The 24,247-nt window shown below is 63.1% G+C and carries 15 protein-coding genes; 9 read left to right on the top strand and 6 right to left on the bottom strand.

Annotated features, from left to right (window positions below):
* Positions 1-286: 286 nt before the first annotated feature.
* Genes ACVOLI_RS00075 through ACVOLI_RS00055 form a run of 5 tightly spaced genes read left to right on the top strand, consistent with a single transcriptional unit; the run spans position 287 to position 8,129 of the window.
* Positions 287-1,030, top strand: a complete 744-nt coding sequence (locus ACVOLI_RS00075; protein ID WP_481533008.1) for an integrase arm-type DNA-binding domain-containing protein — start codon at positions 287-289, stop codon at positions 1,028-1,030.
* Entirely contained in the window at positions 963-3,620 is a 2,658-nt protein-coding gene (locus ACVOLI_RS00070) for a type I restriction endonuclease subunit R (protein WP_481533007.1), read from the top strand. Before ACVOLI_RS00075 ends, ACVOLI_RS00070 begins: the two co-directional genes overlap by 68 nt.
* Before the next feature lie 4 nt (positions 3,621-3,624).
* Entirely contained in the window at positions 3,625-4,389 is a 765-nt protein-coding gene (locus ACVOLI_RS00065; RefSeq protein ID WP_481533006.1) for a M48 family metallopeptidase, read from the top strand.
* Positions 4,390-4,395: 6 nt separating this feature from the next.
* Complete coding sequence (locus tag ACVOLI_RS00060; protein ID WP_481533005.1) at positions 4,396-6,777, top strand: McrB family protein; 2,382 nt, start codon at positions 4,396-4,398, stop codon at positions 6,775-6,777.
* Between the two features lie 8 nt (positions 6,778-6,785).
* A complete protein-coding gene (locus ACVOLI_RS00055) occupies positions 6,786-8,129 on the top strand; it encodes an McrC family protein (protein ID WP_481533004.1) in 1,344 nt (447 codons plus the stop codon).
* Positions 8,130-8,817: 688 nt separating this feature from the next.
* Here the strand turns inward: ACVOLI_RS00055 and ACVOLI_RS00050 are convergent.
* The 5 genes from ACVOLI_RS00050 to ACVOLI_RS00030 are packed head-to-tail and all read right to left on the bottom strand — an operon-like array spanning position 8,818 to position 17,097.
* Complete coding sequence (locus tag ACVOLI_RS00050; protein ID WP_481533003.1) at positions 8,818-10,260, bottom strand: amidohydrolase; 1,443 nt, start codon at positions 10,258-10,260, stop codon at positions 8,818-8,820.
* 17 nt (positions 10,261-10,277) lie between these two features.
* A complete protein-coding gene (locus tag ACVOLI_RS00045) occupies positions 10,278-12,089 on the bottom strand; it encodes an amidohydrolase family protein (RefSeq protein ID WP_481533002.1) in 1,812 nt (603 codons plus the stop codon).
* Between the two features lie 14 nt (positions 12,090-12,103).
* Entirely contained in the window at positions 12,104-13,108 is a 1,005-nt protein-coding gene (locus tag ACVOLI_RS00040) for a FecR family protein (RefSeq protein WP_481533001.1), read from the bottom strand.
* A complete protein-coding gene (locus ACVOLI_RS00035) occupies positions 13,092-13,679 on the bottom strand; it encodes an RNA polymerase sigma factor (protein WP_296253322.1) in 588 nt (195 codons plus the stop codon). Before ACVOLI_RS00035 ends, ACVOLI_RS00040 begins: the two co-directional genes overlap by 17 nt.
* 52 nt (positions 13,680-13,731) lie before the next feature.
* Positions 13,732-17,097, bottom strand: a complete 3,366-nt coding sequence (locus ACVOLI_RS00030; protein ID WP_481533000.1) for a TonB-dependent receptor — start codon at positions 17,095-17,097, stop codon at positions 13,732-13,734.
* A 185-nt stretch (positions 17,098-17,282) separates the two neighbouring features.
* On the opposite strand from ACVOLI_RS00030, the gene ACVOLI_RS00025 reads away from it, so the two are divergent.
* The 4 genes from ACVOLI_RS00025 to dxs all read left to right on the top strand — a co-directional run bounded on the left by ACVOLI_RS00025 (position 17,283) and on the right by dxs (position 22,667).
* Positions 17,283-17,759, top strand: a complete 477-nt coding sequence (locus ACVOLI_RS00025; protein WP_481532999.1) for an LEA/WHy family protein — start codon at positions 17,283-17,285, stop codon at positions 17,757-17,759.
* 36 nt (positions 17,760-17,795) lie between these two features.
* Positions 17,796-19,586: an acyl-CoA dehydrogenase C-terminal domain-containing protein gene (locus ACVOLI_RS00020; protein WP_481532998.1), complete on the top strand. Its 1,791-nt coding sequence runs from the start codon at positions 17,796-17,798 to the stop codon at positions 19,584-19,586.
* A gap of 338 nt (positions 19,587-19,924) precedes the next feature.
* On the top strand, positions 19,925-20,590 hold the full coding sequence (locus ACVOLI_RS00015) for an HNH endonuclease (protein WP_282266789.1): 666 nt from the start codon (positions 19,925-19,927) through the stop codon (positions 20,588-20,590).
* Between the two features lie 166 nt (positions 20,591-20,756).
* On the top strand, positions 20,757-22,667 hold the full coding sequence (gene dxs, locus ACVOLI_RS00010; protein ID WP_481532997.1) for a 1-deoxy-D-xylulose-5-phosphate synthase: 1,911 nt from the start codon (positions 20,757-20,759) through the stop codon (positions 22,665-22,667).
* A 333-nt stretch (positions 22,668-23,000) separates the two neighbouring features.
* Here the strand turns inward: dxs and ACVOLI_RS00005 are convergent, their stop codons facing one another.
* Entirely contained in the window at positions 23,001-24,023 is a 1,023-nt protein-coding gene (locus ACVOLI_RS00005; protein ID WP_481532996.1) for a TraB/GumN family protein, read from the bottom strand.
* Positions 24,024-24,247 lie beyond the last annotated feature (224 nt).

Here is a 24,247-nt window from a genome sequence, read left to right as displayed (position 1 = left end):
CGTCACGCAAAACGCCCCTTGCAGGACTCGCAGCCGTTCGCCTACGCCAGGAGAGTAGTCCCCCGAGCGAAGAGCAGGATCAGTCCACCTACGGAGCCGGAGGAGCAAAGCAAAGACACTGCTTGCTAATCAACGAGTCCGCACGCCGGGACAACCGAAAGCACCGGTGGCCGAGCACCCCGCAGCATCGCTCCCCCAGGTCGCCAAACGCGGACAATCCGTATCCAGCCTCCGCCCATCCCGGCGTCCTATCTTGGCGGTAAGCCAACTTACGGAAGCCGGTTCAATGCGGGTCCAGCTGACCAAACGCCAAGTCGAAACCTATCAACCCCAAGAGCGACCCTATGAGATCCGGGATGCCCAGGTACGAGGGCTGATCTTGCGGGTGCAGCCATCGGGCCATAAAGCATGGATCGTGTCTTGGGCGCACGGGAAGCGACGCACCATCGGACCTACGACTGCAATCCCGTTGGATCTAGCTCGCGCACAAGCCACCCACGCCATCGCTGAGTACCTGCAATCGGGATTACCTCGGATCGGAAACAGCAGGTCCCTCGCCCCCACCCTGCAAGACTTCATCGATCAGCGATATCGCGCTTGGGCGACGTTGGAGCTCAAGCGCGGCCACATGTACGCCAATCGGCTGGAGCAAGTGTTCGCAGATCATCTGGGCGACCCATTGACCGGCTTCAACACCGCATGGGCGGACCAATGGCTGCAACAACGCCTGACGACCCCCACCGACAAGACCAAATCCCCGCCCACCCGTTCAACTGCTGCGCGTGACCTTGCGTGCCTGCGGGCTGCGCTGTCCAAAGCGGTCAGCTGGGGGCTGATCACCACCAACCCGCTGCTGGGGACGCGCATCAAGGGCGGACAATCCCGCAAGGTCGTTCGCTATCTGTCATTGGCCGAAGAAGCCTGCTTGCGCACGGTCATGGCTGCCCGGGATCGCCACATGATTGCGGCCCGCGTGTCAGGCAACCGTTGGCGCGCACTACGCCCAGTGGAAGTCGGTGGTCGGCCCTGATGGCTGCGGTAGCGAGATTGAGGTGGCGCAGGCGCTGGGCAAGGCGGCCATTTCCGAACAGGAACGCTTGATCGCCGGGTTGCTCACCCCTGCTCATTTGCTGGATGTGGTGAAGAACTTCATGTTGTTCATGCAAGCAGGCGGCCAGACCATCAAGACCGTGTGCCGCTACCAGCAGTACCGGGCGGTGAACCGGGCGATTGCGCGCCTCAAAACCGGCCTGACCCGGCTGCAGCATGGCGAGCACGACCAGCGCGGCGGCATCATCTGGCACACCCAGGGCTCGGGCAAGAGCCTGACCATGGTGTTCCTGGTGCGCAAGATGCGCGCGGAAGCTGACCTGCGGCGCTTCAAGGTCATCGTCGTCACCGACCGCAAGGACCTGCAGGGTCAGTTGTCGGTGACTGCCACCCTGACCGGCGAAGTGGTGGACGTGGCTGAGAGCACGGCGGGCGTGAAAGCGCTGGCGCGGCGCAAAGGGCCAGCGCTGATCTTTGCCACCATCCAGAAATATCGCGACCCGGATACAGCAGGTGATACTCCGCTGACGGCCGGCGATTTGCCCAAGGTGGAAGAACCGAAGGCTACTTATAAAGCCGACGAAAAATTTGAGGTGCTGAACGAGGACGACAGCATCCTCGTACTGGTGGACGAGGCGCACCGCACCCAGGCGGGCGACCTGCACGCCAACCTGCTGGCGGGCCTGCCCAACTGCGCGCGCATCGGCTTTACCGGCACGCCGATCATCATGGGCGACAAGAAGCGCACCCATGAAATTTTTGGCGAGTTCATCGACCGCTACACCATCAAGGAAGCCGAGGCCGACGGTGCTACGGTGCCGGTGCTCTACGAGGGCCGCACGGCCAACGGCGCAATCAAGGACGGCGCCAGCCTGGACGAGCTGTTCGAAGACCTGTTCCGCCAGCACTCGCCGGAGGAGCTGGAGGCGATCAAGAAAAAGTACGCCACCAAGGGCCACATCTTTGACGCCCCGGCGCTGATCGCCGACAAGGCCCGCGACATCCTTCGCCACTACGTGACCAACATCCTGCCCAATGGCTACAAGGCGCAGGTGGTGGCGTATAGCCGGTTGGCAGCGATTCGTTATTTCGAAGCCTTGCGATCAGCCCGCGATGAGTTGCTGGCCGAGGCCAACGCGCTCTCGCCCGAGGACAAGGCGCTGGATGACGAAGCGCTATGTCAGCGTCCTGTGAGCATGCAGGCGTTAGTGCAGGCTTGGCGCTGGCGCGACACACTGGCGCGCATTGAGTTCGCGCCCATCATTTCTGGCAGCAACAACGATGACCCAGCGTGGAAGCAATGGACTGACGGGGCTGCACACGAGCAGCTGATCAAGCGCTTCAAGAAGCCGCTATTCCATGCCAAGCCAGAGAAGACCGACCCATTGGCCTTCCTGGTGGTGAAGTCGATGTTGCTCACCGGCTTTGATGCGCCGATTGAGGGCGTGATGTATCTCGATCGCCCGATCCGCGAGGCGGAGTTGCTGCAGGCGATTGCCCGCGTCAACCGTACCGGCTTCGGCAAACGTTGCGGCATCGTAGTGGACTACTACGGCGTGGCACAGCACTTGAAGGAGGCGCTGGCGGCCTACGCCGATGAGGACGTGGAAGGCGCGCTGGCCAGCCTCAAGGACGAGGTGCCGGTACTGCGCGACCGGCATCTGCGCGTGGTGGATCTGTTCCGCCGGCGCGGCATCGAGTCGCTGGAGGACACCGAAGCCTGTGTCGAGGCGCTGGGTAGCGAGAAGTTGCGCGCCGAATTTGCCGTCAAGCTCAAGGCCTTCCTCGGATCGCTCGACACAGTGTTGCCGCGGCCGGAAGGATTGCCCTATTCCGGCGACGCCAAGCGCCTGGCCTACATCTACGCCCGCGCCCGCAACCGCTACAAGGACACGCCGGTACTAGGTAAGGATGTCGGCGCCAAAGTACGCAAGCTGATTGACGACCATGTGATCTCGCTGGGTATTGACCCCAAGATCCCGCCGATTCAGCTGACCGATGCCCAGTTCGACACGCACGTTGCGCGGGCCGCGAACGACCGTGCCAAGGCGTCTGAAATGGAACACGCAATTCGCTCGCACATCCGCAAGCACACCGATGAAGACCCGGTGCTGTATCGCAAGCTCTCAGAGCACTTGAACGATATTCTCAAAACACTGGGCGAAAAGTGGACCGAGGTGATCTCGCAACTGCAGAAGATCATCGACGAGCTGCGCACGGGCAAGGCGGGGAGCGCCGATGCACCGAGCGACTTGCCCGAGCATTGCGCGCCCTTCCTGCGCACCGTGCTGGACGTGGTGTGTGCTGGCCAGGCACCCACGGCAGCCGAGTCGCTGCGACTGAAGGATGTGACCGTGGATCTGGTGGATCTGCTGGTGCAGGAGCTGCAAAGCAACCGCGATATCTGGAGCCCCCATAAACGTGCGGCACAGGAAGACCTGAACACGCAACTGTTCGAGCACTTGATGCGCCTGCGGCCACCGTTGGTGGACACCGACAAAGCGGGCGTGCTGGCGGACAAGTTGATGGAGCAGGCACGCGCCAGTCACGACAAGTTGGTGCAGGTGTAGAGCCATGCTGGCAACCCTGAAATCTATCCGCCACCATGCGGACACCCCTGCGACCGAGGCAGAGACAGAGACAGAGGCTAGCTTCCAGGTGGACGACTTGCTCTTCACGATACGGCGCAGTGCCCGGCGTCGGACAATGCAAATCACCGTTGAAAGAACGGGGGAACTGATTCTGAGCGCACCGCCTGAAGTTGGCATCGACCAACTCCGTGACTTTGTCAGCGAAAAGCGCTTCTGGATCTATACCAAGCTTGCCGAGAAGGACCGATTGCAACGCAAGGTGCCGCGCAAAGAGTTCGTTGGCGGCGAGGGCTTCCTGTATCTGGGGCGCAGCCATCGGCTGAAATTGGTGGATGAGCAAGACGCGCCCCTGAAGCTGGTGAATGGCCGCTTTGCGCTGCACCGCGATGCGCAGGCAGGCGCACGGGAGCACTTCATCCGCTGGTATAGCGAAAGGGCTCGCCTCTGGCTGTCGGCCCGGGTGGCCGACTACCAGTCACGCATGGAGGTGGCGCCTGCCGGCGTAAAGGTGCAGGACCTCGGTTATCGCTGGGGTTCTTGCGGCAAGGGCGACTGGCTGTACTTCCACTGGAAGACCATCTTACTGCCAGCCCGTATAGCAGAATATGTGGTGGTGCACGAGATCGCCCATCTGCACGAGCCACACCACACCCCTGCCTTCTGGCTGCGCGTTGAGCGCGCAATGCCCGACTATGCGCAGCGGAAGGCCTGGCTGGCCGAACACGGAATCGATGTTGAGGGGATATAAGAAGACATGGCGGACTATTTCACCAGTGACCACTTCAAACTGCTGAACAAGTGGAAGGGGCAAAAGCATGACGCCTCTAATCCTGAACAGAAGCGAGCCTATGACGCCTTGAAGCAAGCCTACGAGATCACTGAGGAGTGGGCAAATAAGCTGAAGGTCGAGCTGTTTCCCTTGGGGTACGTTGAGTGTCGCAAGCGCCCGACAAATCAGGGCAACAACTTTGCCGCCTATAACTGGGCGCGTATCTATCCGGCAGCGGATTCCCCCAAGAAATTAGCTTATACGGTAGGGATCGATGCGGTCCATGGTTTTGTGGTCAAGATCGATACGGTCGGGCTTGAAGATGGCGCGCCCGTTCGTCGTGACTACCTTGCACTGCGCGGCGGCTACGACAACGCGTCACCCATTGTCGCCATGCTTTCGATGTCAGAAGGGCTGGGCAAATCGCTGGCTGAATTGGCCGACTGGAGCGTCGAGGCCATTCGAAAATTCCGGGTCCGCTATGACGAGGTAGTGACCAAGCTGGATTTGGGTGAAAAGCTCAGCGACGAAGACCTGCTTAAGCACTTCGATGGCAAGCCCGCCTTCAAAACCTTCCGGGCTTCTTGGTCGGCGCAGGACGTGGCTACGTTTTGCCGACTATCCAGAGCCGTTCACGCGGCGGGGCTGGATTGGTGGCACATGGGCAAAGGGATTCAGGTGCGCTTTGGCCGCAAGAGCCCTGGCAGTGAGCGTGCGATCGGCGTGCTCGGTGTGATCCGTGGCTCCCGCACCCGAAAGATATCCTGGACACGTGATGTCGGTGCCGTGCCCAAGTTGAACAGGGAACTACTGACCGATGATCTGGTGGCGAAAATTGAAGCCGCCTTGGTCGCCGAGCGTGAAATGCTGGAAGAGTGGTTGGTGTTGGAAACCGAACGCCCAGGCCTGTGGCCTGACCAACTTCGGGATGACCCCACTGAGTCCGACGAGGAATCCGATGACGAGGAGCCAACGATGGATGCAGTCGTCACGCAAGCCTTCAATCGCATTTACTATGGGCCGCCCGGGACCGGCAAGACTTACGAGGTTTCCAAATTGCTGCGGCGGGACTATGAGCAGGCGACGACCTCGGTGTCGGCGGTAGAATGGCAGAGCCAATTTATCGCTGACAGGATTGTTCCGCTGAAGTGGTGGGAAGCTGCTGTTCTGGCGTTGGTTGACCTTGGCGGCAAGGCCAACGTGAGCCAGCTTTTAGCGCACCCCTTCATCGATGCGCTGGCCACGGCCAAAGGCCGCAGGGACAACGTGCGGCAGACAATCTGGACGACGCTGCAGCAGCGCACGGTTGATGAGTCCACGACCGTCAAGCAGAAGCTGCGTTTTAGCCCGCAGGTGTTCGACAAGAGCGACGAGCGTGTCTGGCACCTCGCGGGTGAATGGGAGGACGCCTGTGCCGACCTCGTCGCCTTGCTCAAGGAATACCAGGCTGGCGCTCAGTCTTCGGAAATCCTCCGTCACTACAGCTTTGTCACGTTCCACCAGTCATATGGCTATGAGGAATTCGTGGAAGGCCTACGCCCAGTGCTGGACGACGATACTGAATCGGGTGCTATCAAGTACGAAATACGACCTGGCGCGTTCAAAGATCTGTGTCGCAAGGCGCGCCTAGCACCGGATCAGCGCTTTGCCATGGTCATCGACGAAATTAACCGGGGCAATATCAGCAAGATATTCGGCGAACTGATCACGTTGATCGAACAGGACAAGCGCGAGGGTGCGGAAAACGCCATCTCTGTCACATTGCCGTACTCGGGCGAAGCCTTCTCGGTACCCTCTAACGTTGACATCATCGGCACGATGAACACGGCAGACCGATCATTGGCCCTGCTTGATACAGCGTTGCGTCGCAGGTTCGACTTTGTGCCCGTGCTGCCTGATGCTCGTGATGAGGCGGGTGCGCCACTTTTTGACCTACGGGTGACATTGGGCGGGCATGTGATCAATATCCCGCGAATGCTGTCGGTTATCAATCAGCGCGTCGAAGCACTTTACGACCGAGACCATTGCATTGGTCATGCTTACTTCACATCGCTTGCGGAAGTGCCTGATGGCGATGAAAGGCTGGTGGCGTTGTCGCAGGTCTTCAGCAATCGCATCGTCCCATTGCTCGAAGAGTATTTCTTTGAAGACTGGCAAAAAATCCGGCTTGTGCTGGCAGATAACCAGAAGCCCGAAGCGGCGCGGTTTGTGATTGACAGCCAGGATCACGAAGAGGACTTGGCGCGCTTGTTCGGCAGCGATCACGGGCTAGACAGCTATGCCACCAAGCAGCGCTACGTGGTTCAGGATGCGTCTTTCACCAACCCAGACGCCTACATCGGTATCTACCAGACGCTACCAGCCTGATGAGTGGCTTGACGATTTACGAGTTTGACGCCCTCGCATCAGCTGGGGAAGATTTCTCGGGTATCGATGGTGTGCATCGGGTTCCGGCAAGCGTATTTGGCTGGCTTGAGAACCAATGCTTGCGCGTTGCGGACGCGGGAGATGCCGCCTGGCTGCGCTGGGCACAGCGTCGTGGGCGCCGCGTTATTCAGGTAACCAGCTTTGTCGGCGTCATTCGCGCGCCGGACGGATACCAGATTGAGGTGCTGCCTAAAGTCGGCAAGGCCATCGGTGGGGGACCAGTCGAGGCGCGTCAGTTGCTGATTGATATGTTGTGCTGTTTGCATGGATTTCGGCATGTGCTGACAGACAGCGCCAAGCTATCCGCCGCCCGGATGCCGCTACTGGAAATTTTCATCAGTGAGTTTCTGCGCACTGTCGAGCATATCGTCAAGCGGGGACTTCGGAGTGACTATCGCCAGCGGCAGGACAACTTGTTTGCCTTGCGTGGCAAGCTCCTGGTGTCGCCACATTTGCGGCAGAACATGTTTAGGGCAGACCGGTTCTTCACCGAGCACGATGAGTTTTCTACGGACAGACCGGAAAACCGACTAGTCCACGCGGCGTTACGGCGCGTGTTGCTTCTGACGGGGACGCAGGCTAACCAGAAGTTGGCCCGAGATCTGGATTTCGTATTTGCAGATGTTCCACCTTCCACGCAAACACGGATCGATTTCCTGCAGGTACGACTCGATCGCGGGATGAGCTACTACAGCGATGCTTTGGCATGGGCGCGCCTCATCTTGGATGAGGAATCACCGCTGACAGGCTCTGGCCGCCACAATGCCCCATCATTGCTGTTTCCGATGGAGGCTGTATTTGAAGCCTATGTGGCCAAGCATCTTTCACGGCAGCTGACTGCGCCACTTATTCTGAAGACACAAGCACGTAGTCATCACTTGGTTCGCCACCGCGAACAGAGTTGGTTTCGGCTTAAGCCGGACTTGTTGGTCCGAAATTCGGAACGAGATCTTCTGGTGCTCGACACTAAGTGGAAGCTGCTGGATGGCCTGAGGGCGAACGGAACAGACAAGTACGGATTGTCCCAGGCTGACTTTTACCAGTTGCAGGCGTATGGATTGAGTTATCTCGACGGCGCTGGTGATGTGATACTGATCTATCCCAGAACCGATGCCTTCGCCGATCCGTTGCCTGTGTTTGATTTTCCGAAGATCAGAGGAATGCGGCTATGGGTCGTACCATTTTGTCTTAGGGAGCGCAGACTGAAGGTGCCCAGCTCCTTTGGACTGCGGTCGATGTTCATTGGGATGGATGGAACCCAGGCCGAAGAATTCAATTCTGTGTCGATCTGAGCAATCCGAACGAGAGGTAAGAAATAGCGCTTAATCTTGGCAACAAGGCCAGCAGCCAGGCGCTGGAGAAAGGCGTGGTGTTGCTGCAGCAAGTGGTGGCAGAGATCGGCTCATAGCGTCCGCGCTCGCAAAAGGGAAACCGGCTTGCCACCGGCTTCCATTTCCTCCGCCATTGACTAACCTACTGATCCGCAAGGATACCCACTCACTCGCCAGACGCATTGCACATGCGACGCTTACAGCCTCAAGCCATCAACGAGACCAGCGCATGCCAATGAGGCTGGTCCTCGTCCTCATCTGCATTGACGCTTTATCTTAGAAGTCAGCGTAAGTGTCGGCGACTCGCTCGCCCTCCCCGACCGCCTTATGCAAAACGCCCGCTGATGAGCGGGCGTCGGTCTAGTTTTTGATCCGCGAGATGTTCTCAGCTTTTACCGGCCAGCTTGCGAACGCGACGCTCTCCCAGCTGAGCTACCGCCCCACGCGGTAAGCCGAGCATAGCGCTGTTGTCTGCACTGCGCAAAACGCCCATGCCCTGCCCGAACACGAGCGGCGACCCGATGGAGGGGATCGGGTCGCCGCCCGAGGGCGCGATGGGCTACCCAGCAACATCACTCCGGCCGCCACCTTGCCCACGCAGCGGTGAAGCCCGCGTAGAACCAAGATTGCAATCCCGCGACAGCGTGCTTCAGTCCTTGGTCTTGCGCCGATAGTCAAGTGGCGGTGCTTCCCGCTGCAGCAGTGGCACGTAGCGGAAGCCAGCGCCGCGGCGCTCGTGAAACTCCTGCTTGGCCTTGACTACCAGCTCCGGCGACTGCAGCAGCTGCACGCCGGCCAGGGCCATTACCTTGGCTGCGTTCAACGCGCCTTTGGCACCGATCGACATGCCCGATGCGGCAACTGCCTGCCAGCTGTGCGCCGGGGTTCCGGGCACCCAGGTTGCGGTGCTCACGCCAACCGTTGGGACGTTCCAGCTGACATCGCCAACATCGGTGGATGCGCTGCCCGCCTGATCCGCACGGTAGGGCTGCAGCTGTGTTGCCTCTTGCAAGTCCGGGCGCTTTTCCAGGCTCTCCTGCAGTTTCTTCGCGAATGCCTGCTCGGCCGGATCGTACTGCACGCCGCCAACCTGCTGCAGCGCTGTCTGCATCACCTGCCCAAGCGTGTCATTGGGCAACAGCGAGTACACCCCACCGGTCGGCTCGAATTCGACCGTGGTACCCGTGCCCATTGCTGCGCCTTCGGCTGCCTTCTGCAGGCGCTCGATCACATCACGCACCACTGCCGGATCGGTGTGGCGAACATAGTAGTAGGCCTCAGCGGCATCTGGCACCACGTTGGGAGCGGCGCCGCCGTTGCTGATGACGTAGTGGATGCGGGTGCGGTCGGGCACGTGCTCGCGCATCAGGTTGGCCATGTAATTGAAGGCTTCCACGCCGTCCAGCGCGGAGCGGCCGCGCTCTGGGGCGATGGCGGCGTGGGCGGCACGCCCGTGGAAACGGAACTTGCCGCTGATGTTGGCCAGCGTCGTGCCTTGCGCAGCTGAGTTCTCCGCGGACGGATGCCAATGCAGCACCACATCCACATCATCGAACAGCCCCGCCTTGGTCATGTATACCTTGCCGGAGCCGCCCTCCTCCGCCGGCGTTCCGTACAGCCGCACTTCGCCGGGCGTACCGGTCTGCTGCATCCACTGCGCCAAGGCGCGGGCTGCGCCCACCGATGCCGCACCAAACAGATTGTGGCCACAGGCCTGACCCGCATCCTGGCCGGCGATGAGGCTGCGCACCGGCTCCGCCGCCTGGGCCATGCCGGGCAGCGCATCCATTTCTGCCAGCAGCCCGATCACCGGGCCCTTGCTGCCGTTGCGAAAGCTTGCGACGAAGGCCGTCGGCATGCCGGCAACATTGGCCTGGATATGGAAGCCGGCCTGTTGCAACTCCTTCTGCAACAGCGCGGATGATGCATGTTCCAGATAGCCGAGCTCGGGCTGCTGCCACAACTGTTGCCCAACCTCAGCCTGCCGCTGCGCGTAGCTGTCCAGCGTACTGATCACGTCCGCGGCAAGCGTGGTTCCTGCAAGAGGAAGCAACGCTGCCAGCAACGCGGCACGCAGATAACGGGTCTTCATCCAGCCAGCCTCACGCATCAATAGAAACTGACGTTGTCGATCTCGAACCACAGCTTGCTGCCGGGTTCACCGCTGCCGGAGACAACCAGTTGCTGCAGGTCATCGCCCTTCCACACCGCCACGGGTGCCTTGGCGCGATACGGGGGCTGGCCCTGCAGTGCGGTGAACGGAATCTCCACCGTCTGCCATTGTGCCCCGGCCTGCAGTGGCGCAATGAAACGACGGTTGCCCAAGGCCCTTACTTCCAGCCGCAATTCCGGTGCGCTGCCGCGCAGCTCCAAGCGGACGCCGCGATAGGCACGCGCATCCACCGGCGCCACCGAACCACGGCTCAACGGCAGGATCGTCGCAGCGAAGGCAGTGTCCTTGCTGGACAGCTTGGCCTGGGTCGCCAGCGCGTTGCCGCCGGTTTCGCGTGCGACGATCTCGGTGACCTGCGCGGTGCGGTCGTTACCGCCATCGGCCTCGTCCACGCGCAGCGTGTCCAGCGCGGTACGACCATCAGTGCGCTCAAAGTCATCAACTAGGGCCTGCACCGGCTGCGCAGGCAAGGCCAAGGCTTTGTTGCCGGCCGGCAACACCGCACCCTTGCCTTGCACCTGGCGACCGGCCACGTATACCTGCTGCGTATTGCGAACGTCCCCGATGCGCTCCCACGGGCGACCGCTTACGAGCAACAGATCCGCACGCTTGCCAACTTCGATGCTGCCGCGGTCATTCACGCCCAGCGCCTTGGCGCTGGCCGAGGTACCAGCCAGCAGCGCCTCGCTCGGGGTCAGCCCAGCCTGCACCAGCAGCTCCAGTTCGCGCAGGGTCGATGTGCCATGCGGCGTACCGGTCATGCCGGCATCGGTGCCCACCACGACCGGAATACCGGCATCGTGCAGCGTCTTGACGTTATGCAAGGCGTTGGCGAAGTTCTGCTCGCGCTGGGCCAGTACATCCGGCTTTCCGTTGTTGCGTCCGCTGCCATCGACGCGCTCGGGCAGATACACCGCCAGCGAGGGGGCATAGGCGGTACCGTGCTCACGCATCAACGCGATCAACTCATCGTCAACCGCACCGTCCTGCACGCTGTGCGCGATCACGTCCACGCCCGCACGTGCGGCGGCCTTGCCGCGCTTGACCATCACCGTATGAGTGAACACCTTTAGGCCGTTCTTGTGGGCTTCGTCGACCAGCGCAGTGAGGGTTTCCTCGTCCATGCTGCTGTTGTCGGCAGCATTGGAATAGCGCCAGCCATCGGTGAAGGCCTTGATGAAGTCCGGCTTGTAGGCGGCAACCGCACGCACGCCAGCACGCGCGGCCTCGGGTGAGTTCACCCAGCGGGTGGTGTTCTCGTCACCCCAATCCGCGCCATGGCCGAGCGGCGTGCTCATGCGCGCGGCGAACTTGACGTCGGGTGCGGCGATCGAGGCCAGCCAGGCACGGCGTGGCGCATAGGCCTCCGGCGGCTCGTGGAAATCGCTGACCGTGGTGACGCCGGCCGCCATGTAGAGATTCGCCACCTGCGGCAGTTCCGACGGCGTGGCGTTCGGCGTCCAGTGCGTGTGCAGATCGAACAGACCCGGCAGCAGCGCCTGGCCACGCGCATTGACCACACGTGCGCCCTTGGGGGCCGTCAGTTCAGCGCCGATCGCAGCAATGCGACCGTCCTCGACCAGCACGCTGGCCGCATAGGGAGCGCGGCCAGTGCCATCGAAGACCATTGCGTCGCGGATCAACACGGCCTTGTCGCCGGCAGTAGCGGCCATGCTGGCCTGCCCTGCCCCCAGTAATGCCGCGGCGAGCACCGCCAAGGCGAAACCACGCTTGCTGTTGTAATGCATGTTCTTATCCAGATTCATTGCATGGACCGCGCCGCCTGCGGCGCGGCATCAGGGGAGCTCAGCCGCACCACGTCTCCGCGCTGCTGAACCACCAGGCCAAGGCTCAGCGCGACACTGTTGGCAAAACCGCGCGGGTCACTGGCCGAATACAAGCCAACGATGCGGCGACTGCCAACCAGCGGGTCATCGATGACGATGCGGGTATCGCTGTAGCGCAGGAACTGCGCCGCCGCCACCGACAAGGTGTCGCCGTTGAAGGACAACATGCCTTCGCGCCAGGCCAACTGCTGATCCACATCATCCGTGGGCACCGCCTCGATGCGAATGCCGTGGCTGCGGTTGGCCAGCGCTCGATAGTTGGCTACCAATCGTGCTGGAGCGACCGCGCCCTGGGTATCGGTCACATCGACGATGCCTTCGCGCACCAGCACTTCCACGCCACCGCTGCGGCGCTCGGTGAGGCTGACCGCGAAACTGGTGCCTACCGCGGTGACATCGGTTTCCTCCGCGCGCACCACGAACGGGCGTTGCGGGTTCTTGGCCACGTCGAACAAGGCCTCGCCCTGCAGCAGGTGGATATCACGGCGGGTCGCACTGAACTGCACCCGCACCTGCGAGTCCGAATCCAGTGTGATCGCCGAGCCGTCCTGCAGCGGCACGCGCAGGATCTCGCCCTTGCGGGTGGCGAAGTACTCGACCCCATCGTCCTGGCGTTGCACGCCGATGGCGAGCACGCCAACCACGGCAGCCAGGCCCATTGCCCAGCGCAGTACGCGCCGCGCCCGTCGTGGCGCGCGTGCGGTGAATGCACGGTCCATTTCCCCGGCCGACAGCGCACGTGCGCGATCGGTACGTGCCAGCACTGCATGGGCGCGGGCATAAGCGCCAAAGTGGCGCGTATCGGCTTCCAGCCAGGCATCTCGTTGCGCACGTTCCTCCACCGTGAGTTGCGCGCGGTCCTCGCGCGCCACCCAACTGGCGGCTACATCATCAATACTCGCATCAGCGCCGACGCGCATGCCTTGCTCCTTCCGCGGCGAACCGCTCACTACTCTTCTGCATTACGTCGTCATCACGCTTCATCGAATCCATCAATACCCGGATTCCCTTGCAGATGTGTTTCTCCACGGTGTTCTCGCTGATCTGCATGCGTTCGGCGATCTCGCGCTGCGAGTAGCCCTCCACACGCCGCAGCACGAAAGCCTGCCGACACTTGTCCGGCAGGCTTTCGATCAAGGCGCCTATCCGCGCCAGCTCCTGTCGTGACGACGCCATCCGCTCCGGGCTGACTTCGTCGCCAACAATGGCGACACGGTCGATCTCGGCAACGGCCTCGATCGACACCACCTGCGCGCGCCGCAACTGCTGCAGCACCACCGAGTGGGCGACCGAGTACACATAGGCCTTGGGCTGCAGGATGTGCGATACATCCGCCATTCCGGCGAGGATGGCGTAGGTCTCCTGGATCACGTCATCCACGTCCTGGCGCAGCGACAATCGCCGCCGCAGCCAGTCCCGCAGCGCGGGCTCGCAAGGCAATATGTGCTCGGCCAACCAGCCGGCACGCTCCCGCGCAAGCGCCGCGTTCATCGCGGCACCTGCCCGGCTCCCGCCACATGGCGGAATGGAACGTTTTTCTGCATCAGAACGCCTTGCTCACGTTGACGTACCAGTAGCGCGGGTTGGCCTGGTAGACACCCGACGGGTAACCGAACACATCGTCGGAGATCGGCGGGCGCTTGTTGGCGATGTTGTTGGCACCGACCTTGACCGCCACGTTGTTGAGCCAACCTTCGCGTGCGAAGTCGTACTTGACGAAAGCGTTAGCCAGCGTCTGCGACTTCACCGTCCACGGCGTGCCATCGGCCAGGGTCAGGCCATTCTCGACGTAGGAACTGGCATAACGCGCGCTCGCGCCCACCGACAGCTGCTGGTAACGCCAGGTCAGCGTGCCGGACCACTTCCATTCCGGATTGCCGCCATTGCCGATCAGGTCGCCACCACCGGTGATGCGGATCGACGGATCCACCAGCCCAGCGGACTTGGCATCTTCCAGCGCCTGCAGTGCCGGCGAACGCTGGCGATAGAACTCGATCAGGTGGGTACCGGTAACCGAAAGATCGAAGCGGCCGATCGCGGTTTCCGGCGAGTTCCAGCTGAAGTTGTAGTCCACGCCGCGCAGGGTCTGCGGCTCCAGGTTGACGTACTGATCAGTGACGTACAGCACCTTGCCGGCAGCCTCCAAACCGGTGCCTGCGAAACGGGCGATGTCGTCAGCGGTCGCATCTGCACGCACCACCGCCGAGTTGCTACCGCCCTGCTGGCGCAGCATGTAGTCCAGGATCAGCGCATTGCCTTCACCAAACAAGCCGATGATGCCTTCCTGCTCGTACTTGTAGTAATCAACGGCGAAGGTGAAGCGGCCGTAGTTCTCAGGGATGAAGCGCGGCTGGAAGACCAAGCCGGCGCTGGTATTGGTCGAGGTTTCCGGCTTCAGGTCCGGGTTGCCCGAACGGCGCGCGGTGGTGGAGTAGCTGTAGCCGCCGCAGTTGGCGAAGGCCGGCTGTGCACCGCTGCGCTTGTCCGCCTCGCACTGGATGTAGTCGGTGCGGGTGTTGGAGCGGCTGACCACCGTGGCGTTGATCTGCTCCAGGTTGGGCGCGCGGAAGCCCTTGGCCCAGGACGAACGCAGGGTCAGGCCATCAAACACCTGCCAGCCCAGCGCCAGCTTCGGCTTGGCGACATTGCCGAAATCGTTGTAGCGCTCGGCGCGGCCGGCCACCTGCAGGTCCAGCGAGCGCACCAGCGGGATGTTCATTTCCGGCGACACCAGCGGCACCGAGAACTCGGCGAACAGACCGGCGACAGTGCGCGAGCCATAGGTGTCCGGGGTCGGGCTGACGCCGTACATGTCGCTGGGATAGGCAACGCCGGTGATCGCATCGGTGAAGGTCACCGAACCATCGACGCGTGCGTCGCGATCATCGCGCTGGGTTTCGTGGCGCACTTCAAGGCCCGCGGCCATGCCGACATCGCCGGCCCAGGTCTTGAACAGGTCCGCGCGCGAGGCCTTGAAGTCCCACAGGAACAGCTCGGTCTTGCTCTGGCGCTGCGCCTTGTAGAAGAACTGGTCCAGCTTGTCCCAGTCGTTGCAGCCACCGCAGAACGGGTTGTAGGCCGAGGCGGTGGGATTGGCAAGGGCCTGCTGGAACAGCGACATGCTCACTGCATCCTGGGTGTCCTTGACCTTGGCCGCCGAGTACAGCGCGGCGCTTTCCCAGTCAAAGCCGTAGTGGAAGCCGCGCAGGCCGGCCAAGGCACGCACCTGGGTGTTGTTGACCTCGATGCGGGTCGGCCGCTCGAAGCGGTAGCTGGTGATGGTCACCGGCACGCCGTTGGCGTCGATGTTCAAGCCCTGCAGGCGGTTCGGATTGAGCGAGCCATCGGGCAGGTACATCGCACCGAACGGGTTCCAGTAGTTGCTGGCAGCCACCGTCATCGGCAAGGCGGTGATGGTGTTGACGCCGTTCTGCAGGCTGTAGGCGCGCGAGTTGTAGACGCCAGCTTCGCTGAAGAACGACAAGCCGTTGTCGAAGTCATGCTTGCCGGTGACGAACAGGTTCAGACGACGCACGTCCGGGCTGATCGACAGCGGATACTGGCCCTGCTGGTTGTCACGCAGGTTGGCGTCGGCACCGGAAGTGGCCTTGCTGCCGGACTGCACGCACAGGCCATCAGCAATGGTCGCCGCACAGCCGCTGTTGCTGGTCGGCTGCACATGGAAGGCACCGGCAGTGGTGGTCAGCCAGGTGCCGTTCTGCGACATGCGCGGGCCAACCACGGTGAAGTTGCCCCACGGGCTGTTGGTGTTACGGTTGTCGGTGCCCGCCAGGCCTTCAAACGGCGTGCCGAGGAAGTCAGCCGCACGGTTACCGTTCTTGGTCCAGTCCTGGTCCAGCGAGTTCAAGCCGGTGGTGTTGTAGTAATTGAAGGCGATGGTGATGTTGGAGCGCAGGTCCTCGGAATTCTTGCCCCACATGCCGTTGACGCCGATATCGCGCAGGTCGGTACCTTCACCGAACCCCTTCTGCACGCTGATGGTGCCGCCGTCCATGTCGTCGCGCAGCACGTTGTTGACCACGCCGGCCACCGCATCGGTGCCGTAGATGGCGGCCGCGCCGTCCAGCAGCACCTCAACGCGACGCAGGTTGGACACCGGCACCGCATTGGCGTTGTAGGTCAGCACCGGCACCAGGTTGCCGTCGGCCTGGCTGGTGGGATGGACCACGGTGCGGCGGCCATTGATCAGCAGCAGGGTATTGCCGACACCGAGGCCGCGCAGATTGACCGAGGCGATGTCGCCGCGGGCGTAGTTGGAGCTGTTGCCACCATTGGTGCCACTGAACGAGACATCGCCCATCTGCGGGATGGAGCGGTACAACTCGTCGCCGGACACAGCGCCGGTGGCCTCGATCTGCTCGGCCTGCAAGGTTGCCACCGGCAGGATCGCGGCGGTCTTGGCGCCCTTGATCTGGCTGCCGACCACGGTGATCTGGTCCAGCGTGCTGACGCTGGGACTGGCTGGCGCTGGCGCGGGTTCAGCGGCTTCCTGTGGCGCAGCCGGAGCCGCTGCCTGCCCGGCGGCCAGGCCACCCAAACCACCGAGCGAAGCCAGCATCGGCGTTGCCGCGCGCAGGGTAATGGTGCGACCGTCATCCGATGCCACACTCAGGCCGGTACCGGTCAGCAGGCGGGCCAGCGCCTGGCGCGGCTCCATCTGCCCTTTCAACTCGGCTACTTCAATGCGCTGGGCACCACCTGAATGCGCCGGGGCAATGATCTGCACGCCGGCCTGGCGGGCGAACTCCGGCAATACCTCCTCGATGCTGCCAGCCTGAAGATCGAACTGTGGTGGCGCTGCCAGCGCCGGAACGGAGGCGCACAGCGCCACAACTGCCAGACCGCCGCGGATAGCGCTTGCAAGCGGCAACAACTTGAATGAACGCATTGATGAATCCCCAGAAAATGACGCGAATGACGGCAACCTCTGCCCCCTGCACTAGTCGATGCATGACCGCGGCGGTTCCGCCATCCCATCGTCATATTGGCTGATCTTGCAGACCTGTACCCAGCAGGCCGCCATACGCCGTAGTATTCTTGGGAGATAAGCTCAGGACCCGAGGACCACGCCCCATGCGTTTTCGCCCCCAGTACGCCTTGATGGCCGTACTCGCACTTGTACTCACCGCCTGCGGCAATGGCCCGGTGAAGCGCGTTTCCGAACCGGCCGCCAGCATCCAGCAATTGAGCGTCGGCAATGACGGCAACTGGGAAGTGGAACTGCGCCTGCGCAATTACAGCTCGATGCCGATGCGTTTCGACAACGTGTCGCTGGCGGTGAAGGTTGGCGATGAGGCCGCCGGCACGCTCAGCGCCAGCCCGGCGCTGTCGATCGGCCCGGAATCGGCCGACGTCATCAAGGTCCGCCTGCAGCCCGCGTCCTCGGCACGCATTGTCGTGGCCGACGCCCTGGCCGGTGGCCGCTCGCTGTTCTACGAACTGGAAGGCAGCGTCAGCGCCACGCCGGAAGAAAAGAAGCAACGCAGTTTCGACATCAAATCGCGCAACAGCCTCAACCAGGCACCGGGCCTACCCGGCGTGCTGCGCTGATCCCCACCCGTTCCCGTATCGTTCGAGAGCCGCCTGATGAGCAACTACAAAGCCCCTGTTTCCGATCTTCGCTTCGCCCTGCACGACGTATTGAAGGCCGAGTCCCTGTTTGCATCGATGGGTTTCGAAGATGCCAGCGCCGACGTCATCGACGCGGTGCTGGAGGAAGCCGGCCGTTTCAGCACCAGCGTGCTGGCCCCGCTCAATGCAGTGGGCGACCAGACCGGCTGCAAGCTCGACAAGGCCACCAACGAAGTCACCACCGCTCCGGGCTTCAAGGAAGCCTACGCACAGTTCGTCGAAGGCGGCTGGACCGGCCTGACCGCGTCGCCGGATTTCGGCGGCCAGGGCATGCCGGAAACCATGGGCATGGCATTGAGCGAAATGGTGTCCTCGGCCAACCTGGCCTGGAGCCTGTTCCCGATGCTGTCGCACGGCGCGGTTGAAGCGCTCAAGCATTACGGCGAAGACTGGCAGAAGGAAGCCTTCCTCAAGCCGCTGGTGGCCGGCAACTGGACCGGCACCATGTGCCTGACCGAGCCGCACGCCGGTACCGACCTGGGCCTGCTCAAGACCCGCGCCGAGCCGAACGCCGACGGCAGCTATTCGATCACCGGCACCAAGATCTTCATCACCGCCGGCGAGCACGACCTCGCCGACAACATCGTGCACCTGGTGCTGGCCAAGCTGCCCGACGCACCGGCCGGCCCGAAGGGCATCTCGCTGTTCGTCACCCCGAAGTACAAGGTCGACCGCGAAGGCAAGCAGGGCGAGCGCAATGAACTGCATTGCGGCGCGCTGGAACACAAGATGGGCATCCACGGTTCGTCCACCTGCGTGATGAATTTCGACGGTGCCCAGGGCTACCTCGTCGGCCAGCCGCACAAGGGCCTGCAGGCAATGTTCGTGATGATGAACTCCGCCCGCCTCGGCGTTGGCGTGCAGGGTCTGGCGCAGTCCGAGCGTGCCTACCAGGGCGCACTGGCCTATGCCCGCGAGCGTCTGCAGTCGCGCGCACCCAAGGGTGCCGTGCAGCCGGACAAGCCGGCCGACCCGATCATCGCCCAGCCCGATGTACGCCGCATGCTGCTGACCACCAAGGCGCTGACCGAAGGTGGCCGCCTGCTCGCCGCACACGCTTACACCCAGCTCGATGCCGCACACAGCAGCGCCGATGCGCAGGCACGCGCCGACGCCGACACACTGGTCAGCTTCCTCACCCCCATCGTCAAGGCCTGCCTGACCGAGTGGAGCATCGAGGCTACGTACAACGGCCAGCAGGTATTCGGCGGCCACGGCTACATCGCCGAGCACGGCATGGAGCAGTACGCCCGCGATGCCCGCATCACCACCTTGTATGAGGGCACCACCGGCATCCAGGCGCTGGACCTGATCGGCCGCAAGACCGCCGCCTCGCAGGGCGCCGGCCTGAAGTTGTTCCTGGCCGAGATCGAGCAGTTCATCGCCGCCAATGCCAGCAACCCGGCCGTAGCCGAGTTCCTGCCGGTGTTGGGTGGCAAGACCCAGGAATGGGGCAAGCTGACGATCGACGTGCTGCAGCGCGCCGCCGCCAACCCGGAAGAACTGGGCGCGGCCAGCTGGGATTACCTGTTCTACAGCGGCTACGTCGCCGTGGCCTACTGGTGGGCCCGCTCGGTGGTCGCCGCACAGGCATCCAGCCATCCGGAAGCCTTCAAGCAAGCCAAGCTGGAGACCGCGCGCTTCTACTACGCCCGTATCCTGCCGCGCACCCTGAGCCACGCTGCCGGCATCGCCGCCGGCGCCGACTCGCTGATGGCGATGGATTCGGCCCGCTTCGGCGACTGATCCGGAAGCGAAAGCAGGGGCAAAGCTCCCCTCATCCGCCCCTTCGGGGCACCTTCCCCCAAGAAGGGGGCTGCAGTCCCGCACGCAGGAGTAGGGAACGATCAGGAAAGCCTGCGACCCTGAAGCCCCTCTCCCGCCTGCGGGAGAGGGGTTGGGGTGAGGGCAGCTCTTGCTTAGCCCCCTCCCTTGCGCCGAAGGCGGAGGGGAGGGCTGGGGAGGGGTAAGCTCTCAGGCGCCCGAAACACCATCAGCTTCGCGGCTAACGCCGCTCCCACAAAACCTGAGCTTCACCCGCCTTTACACAAACTGTCACGCATCGTGTATAAGCTGTTAACCCGATGGAGACAGACACTACACCGCGTAGTCTGATCGATACCGGAGCCGGGACTTCCGCTCCGACAGACGGGTTTTCACTTCCGCCCTCCCTGCACCGCCTCGGCTCCGTGCGACTGCTGTCGCTGGATGCGCATGGCCGCGTGCTGGACTGGATCAACTGGCAGGATGCCGCCTGCCTGTATGCACGCGGCGCCGTCGCCTGGACCATGGGCGATCCCTGCCTGCACGTACACGGCGCAATATCGCGGCTGACCGGCCTGCGCAGCGGCATGGACCTGCACCCGATCATCGCCTCGCGCGGCCACGCCCGCTCGCGCGCGATCGACCCCACGCCCAACCTCACCAATCCCGCGCTGTTCGCGCGCGATGCCCAGCTCTGCCTGTATTGCGGCCAGCACTTCAGCCGCCCGCAGCTGACCCGCGACCACGTCCTGCCCGTCTCCAAGGGCGGCAAGGACACCTGGGAGAACGTGGTCAGCGCCTGCTTCCACTGCAACTCGCGCAAGAGCAACCGCACCCCGGCCCAGGCCAATATGCCGTTGCTGGCAGTGCCGTACCGGCCCAGCTGGATCGAGCACCTGATCCTGTCCAACCGCAACATCCTCGCCGACCAGATGGCCTTCCTGAAGTCGCAGTTGCCGCGCAAAGCCCTGCAACGCGGGCTCTGAGCCCCACGCTGCGGTCTCGCGTATTCATGCGAAACTGCCATCCAGGCTGAACACGGCCTTCAGCTTGGTGCCAAACCACCTCATCCGGCACTCATTGATGATGTGCTTTGCTTGCCCCACCCTCTCCGGACGGGGAAAATACCGTTTCGAGTGAAACGCGAAGACCATGATCGACTCTGCCAGCTATCCGCGCCTGTCGCGCATCAAGACTCCCGATGACCTGCGTCTGTTCGACGAGAGCGAACTGGGGGCCATTGCCGGCGAGTTGCGCGCCTACCTGATCGAATCGGTGGGCAAGAGCGGCGGTCACTTCGCGGCCGGCCTGGGCGTGATCGAGCTTACTGTCGCCCTGCACTATCTGTATGACACGCCGGTCGACCAGCTGGTGTGGGACGTGGGCCATCAGACCTACCCGCACAAGATCCTCACCGGTCGTCGCGACAGCATCCACACCGTCAAGCAGAAGGACGGCGTTGCGCCGTTCCCCAAACGCGAGGAAAGCGAGTTCGACACCTTCGGCGTCGGCCATTCCTCGACCTCGATCTCGGCTGCACTGGGCATGGCCATCGCGCGCCAGCGCCAGGGCGATGACCGCAAGGTGATCGCGGTGATCGGCGATGGCGCGATGACCGCCGGCATGGCGTTTGAAGCGCTGGCCCACGCAGGCGGCATGGACGACGAGCCGAACGTGCTGGTCATCCTCAACGACAACAACATGTCCATCTCCGAAGCCGTCGGTGGACTGACCAAGATGCTCGGCCGGGCAACCGCCAGCCGCACGCTCAACGCCCTGCGCGAGAGCGGCAAGAAGATCCTCGGCGACAAGCGCCACAGCCCGCCTGCGCGTTTCGTGAAGCGCTGGGAAGAACAGTGGAAAGGCATGTTCGTGCCGTCCACCGCCTTCGAGCAGATGGGCTTCCATTACACCGGCCCGATCGATGGCCATGACCTGCCGCTGCTGGTATCGACCCTCAAGCACCTGAAGGATGCCAAGGGCCCGCACCTGCTGCACATCATGACCACCAAGGGCAAAGGCTACGAGCCGGCCGAGGACGACCAGATCGGCTACCACGCCGTCGGCCCATTCGACCCGAGCAAGGGCCTGCCGGAAAAGGGCGCGCCCAAGAAGCCGACCTATACCGACATTTTCGGCGACTGGCTGTGTGACGCCGCCGCGGCCGACCCGAAGCTGCTGGCGATCACCCCGGCCATGCGCGAAGGCTCGGGGCTGGTGCGTTTCAGCAAGGAATACCCGCAGCGCTACTTCGACGTCGCCATCGCCGAGCAGCATGCGGTGACATTGGCCGCCGGCATGGCCACCCAGGGCGCCAAGCCCGTGGTCGCCATCTACTCCACCTTTCTGCAGCGCGCCTACGATCAGCTGGTGCATGACGTCGCCACCCAGGACCTGGACGTGCTGTTCGCCATCGACCGTGCCGGTGTTGTCGGCCCGGACGGCGCCACCCACGCAGGCAACCTCGACCTGAGTTACCTGCGCTGTGTGCCCAACATGGTGGTCATGGCCCCGGGCGATGAAGCCGAATGCCGGCAGATGCTGAGCACCGGCCTGCAATACAAGGGCCCGGCTGCGGTGCGCTACCCGCGTGGCACCGGTCCCGGCGCTGCCGTTGGCACCGATCTGTCCACGCTGGAAATCGGCAAGGCGCAGCTGCGCGTGCAAGGCAGCCGCATCGCCATCCTTGCCTTCGGCGCGGCCGTGCCAGCGGCTGAGCAGGTCGGCCGCGAGCTGGGCCTGAGCGTGGTCAACATGCGTTTCATCAAGCCGCTGGACAAGGCGATGCTGCTGGAACTGGCGCGCACGCACGACGGCTTCGTCACCGTTGAAGACAACGTGGTTGCCGGCGGTGCTGGTTCGGGCGTCTCCGAACTGCTCAACGCCGAAGCCGTGCTGATGCCGATGCTGCACCTCGGCCTGCCCGACAGCTACCAGCACCACGCCAGCCGCGAAGACCTGCTGGCCGAGGCCGGGGTTGATGCAGCAGGTATTCGCGCCGCCATCCTGAAGCGCTGGCCGAAGCTGCAGGACAGCACGGCACCGTTGAGTGCGGCGAGCTGAGCTGGACTCCGATCAGTGAGTATCCCGAAATCCGATGCCAGCCCCCTGGCATCGGATTTTTCTTTGTGGGGGCGGCGTAAGCCGCGAAGCAAAAACACCATCCGGCGATACGAAAACTGGCTGCTCGAGCTATCCCAGCTTCGCGGCTTACGCCGCTCCCTTAAACCAGCAACACCGTAGCCCGGGTAAGCGCAGCGCACCCGGGAAAGTCATTCTCCAGCGGCCGCTTAGATCACCGCGAACAGCCCCGGGTGCGCTCCCGCTTACCCGGGCTACCTGGACTGTACCCACAGTCCTTGCATCAGCTCCGCGCTGTCACCACAGAACTGCTTTTCAGGGCGACTCAACCTCATACCCACGCGCCTGCAGCGCTGCCAGATAGCCATCGGCTTCCAGCAACCGATCCACCGGCAACATCGCAAACGTTTCTTCATTGCGCTGCACGGCAGTCTCCGCAATCGACAGCCAATGCTGGCGCACACCCGCCTTCAGATCACCGAAACCGCGATTGCGCACGAAGCCCGACTGCGTGATCGCCTGCATGCAGGCCGCACCCGCGTCCTCATACGGTGAGCGCCGCAACGCCTCCACATCGCCCATTGCCCAGGCATTCGCACGCTCGACCAAGGTCGGCAGATCGTTCTCAACCAAGTCCACGGTTCGTTCGAGGCACACCGCATCATCCATGCCACCCTCGCGGAACTCACGGACCGCTGCCTTCGGGTCCTCGATCTTGATCTTCCAGCTCGTTGAGGTGGGCGTGATACCCGCTGCCTTCGCGGCAGCCTCCACCACAGGCCAGACCACCGGCTTCTGACCGAGGCCGATGGATTTCATCGCCGCCGCCTGCAACTCACCGGCGGCGAACATCGGCCGTTTGCGCTCGACCCCGCCGTCGCGCGGCAGGTAACGTTGTTTGACCACACGCCAGCGCGCGTACAGCGGCGGCGCCAGCACATCGGCCAGCTCTGCACCGTCTTCGTTGCGCATCACCTTCCAGACCGATGGCGCCAACGCCAGCTTGCCAAAGAAGCCCACATCGGCGTCAAACACCACGCCGGGTGACAGCAACACCTGCCCCGAGCGCGCGATCACCGCTCGTACCTCATCGGCCCGCCAATCAATCTGGTTTGGCAAGGGCGACACCGTGCCCAGGATCCAAAGCACATGCCCGTCCTTGCTGACCCGCCACAAGCCAGGCCCGGGCTGCACGCCATGGACGACGACCGCGTCCATATCGCGGATCGGTGCCGCTCCCGCGTCCGCAGGCACGTCCATCACTTCCTGCGCCGAAACCCCTCCCGCAAGCAAGCACATCAACAGACAGCAACCACGCAAGCCCTGCACTACCGACATACCTGTCTTCCTTGGGACGATCTGGCTGGCGACATTAGCCATTTCGTTGCAGCAATGCGTTAGAACATCGTTCTTCGAGCGCAATGAACTGCCAGCCATCCATGTAGTGGGGGGGGGGGGGGCGCGGGGGGGGGGGCGCGGGCGGCACCACACGCGGGGGGGGGGGGGGGGGGGCGGGGGGGGGGGGGGCGGGCGGCGGCGGCGGCGCCCCGGCCGGGCGCGGG

The organism is Stenotrophomonas sp. STEN029 (genome assembly GCF_056760015.1).
This window is presented reverse-complemented; position numbering and strand designations above follow the sequence as displayed.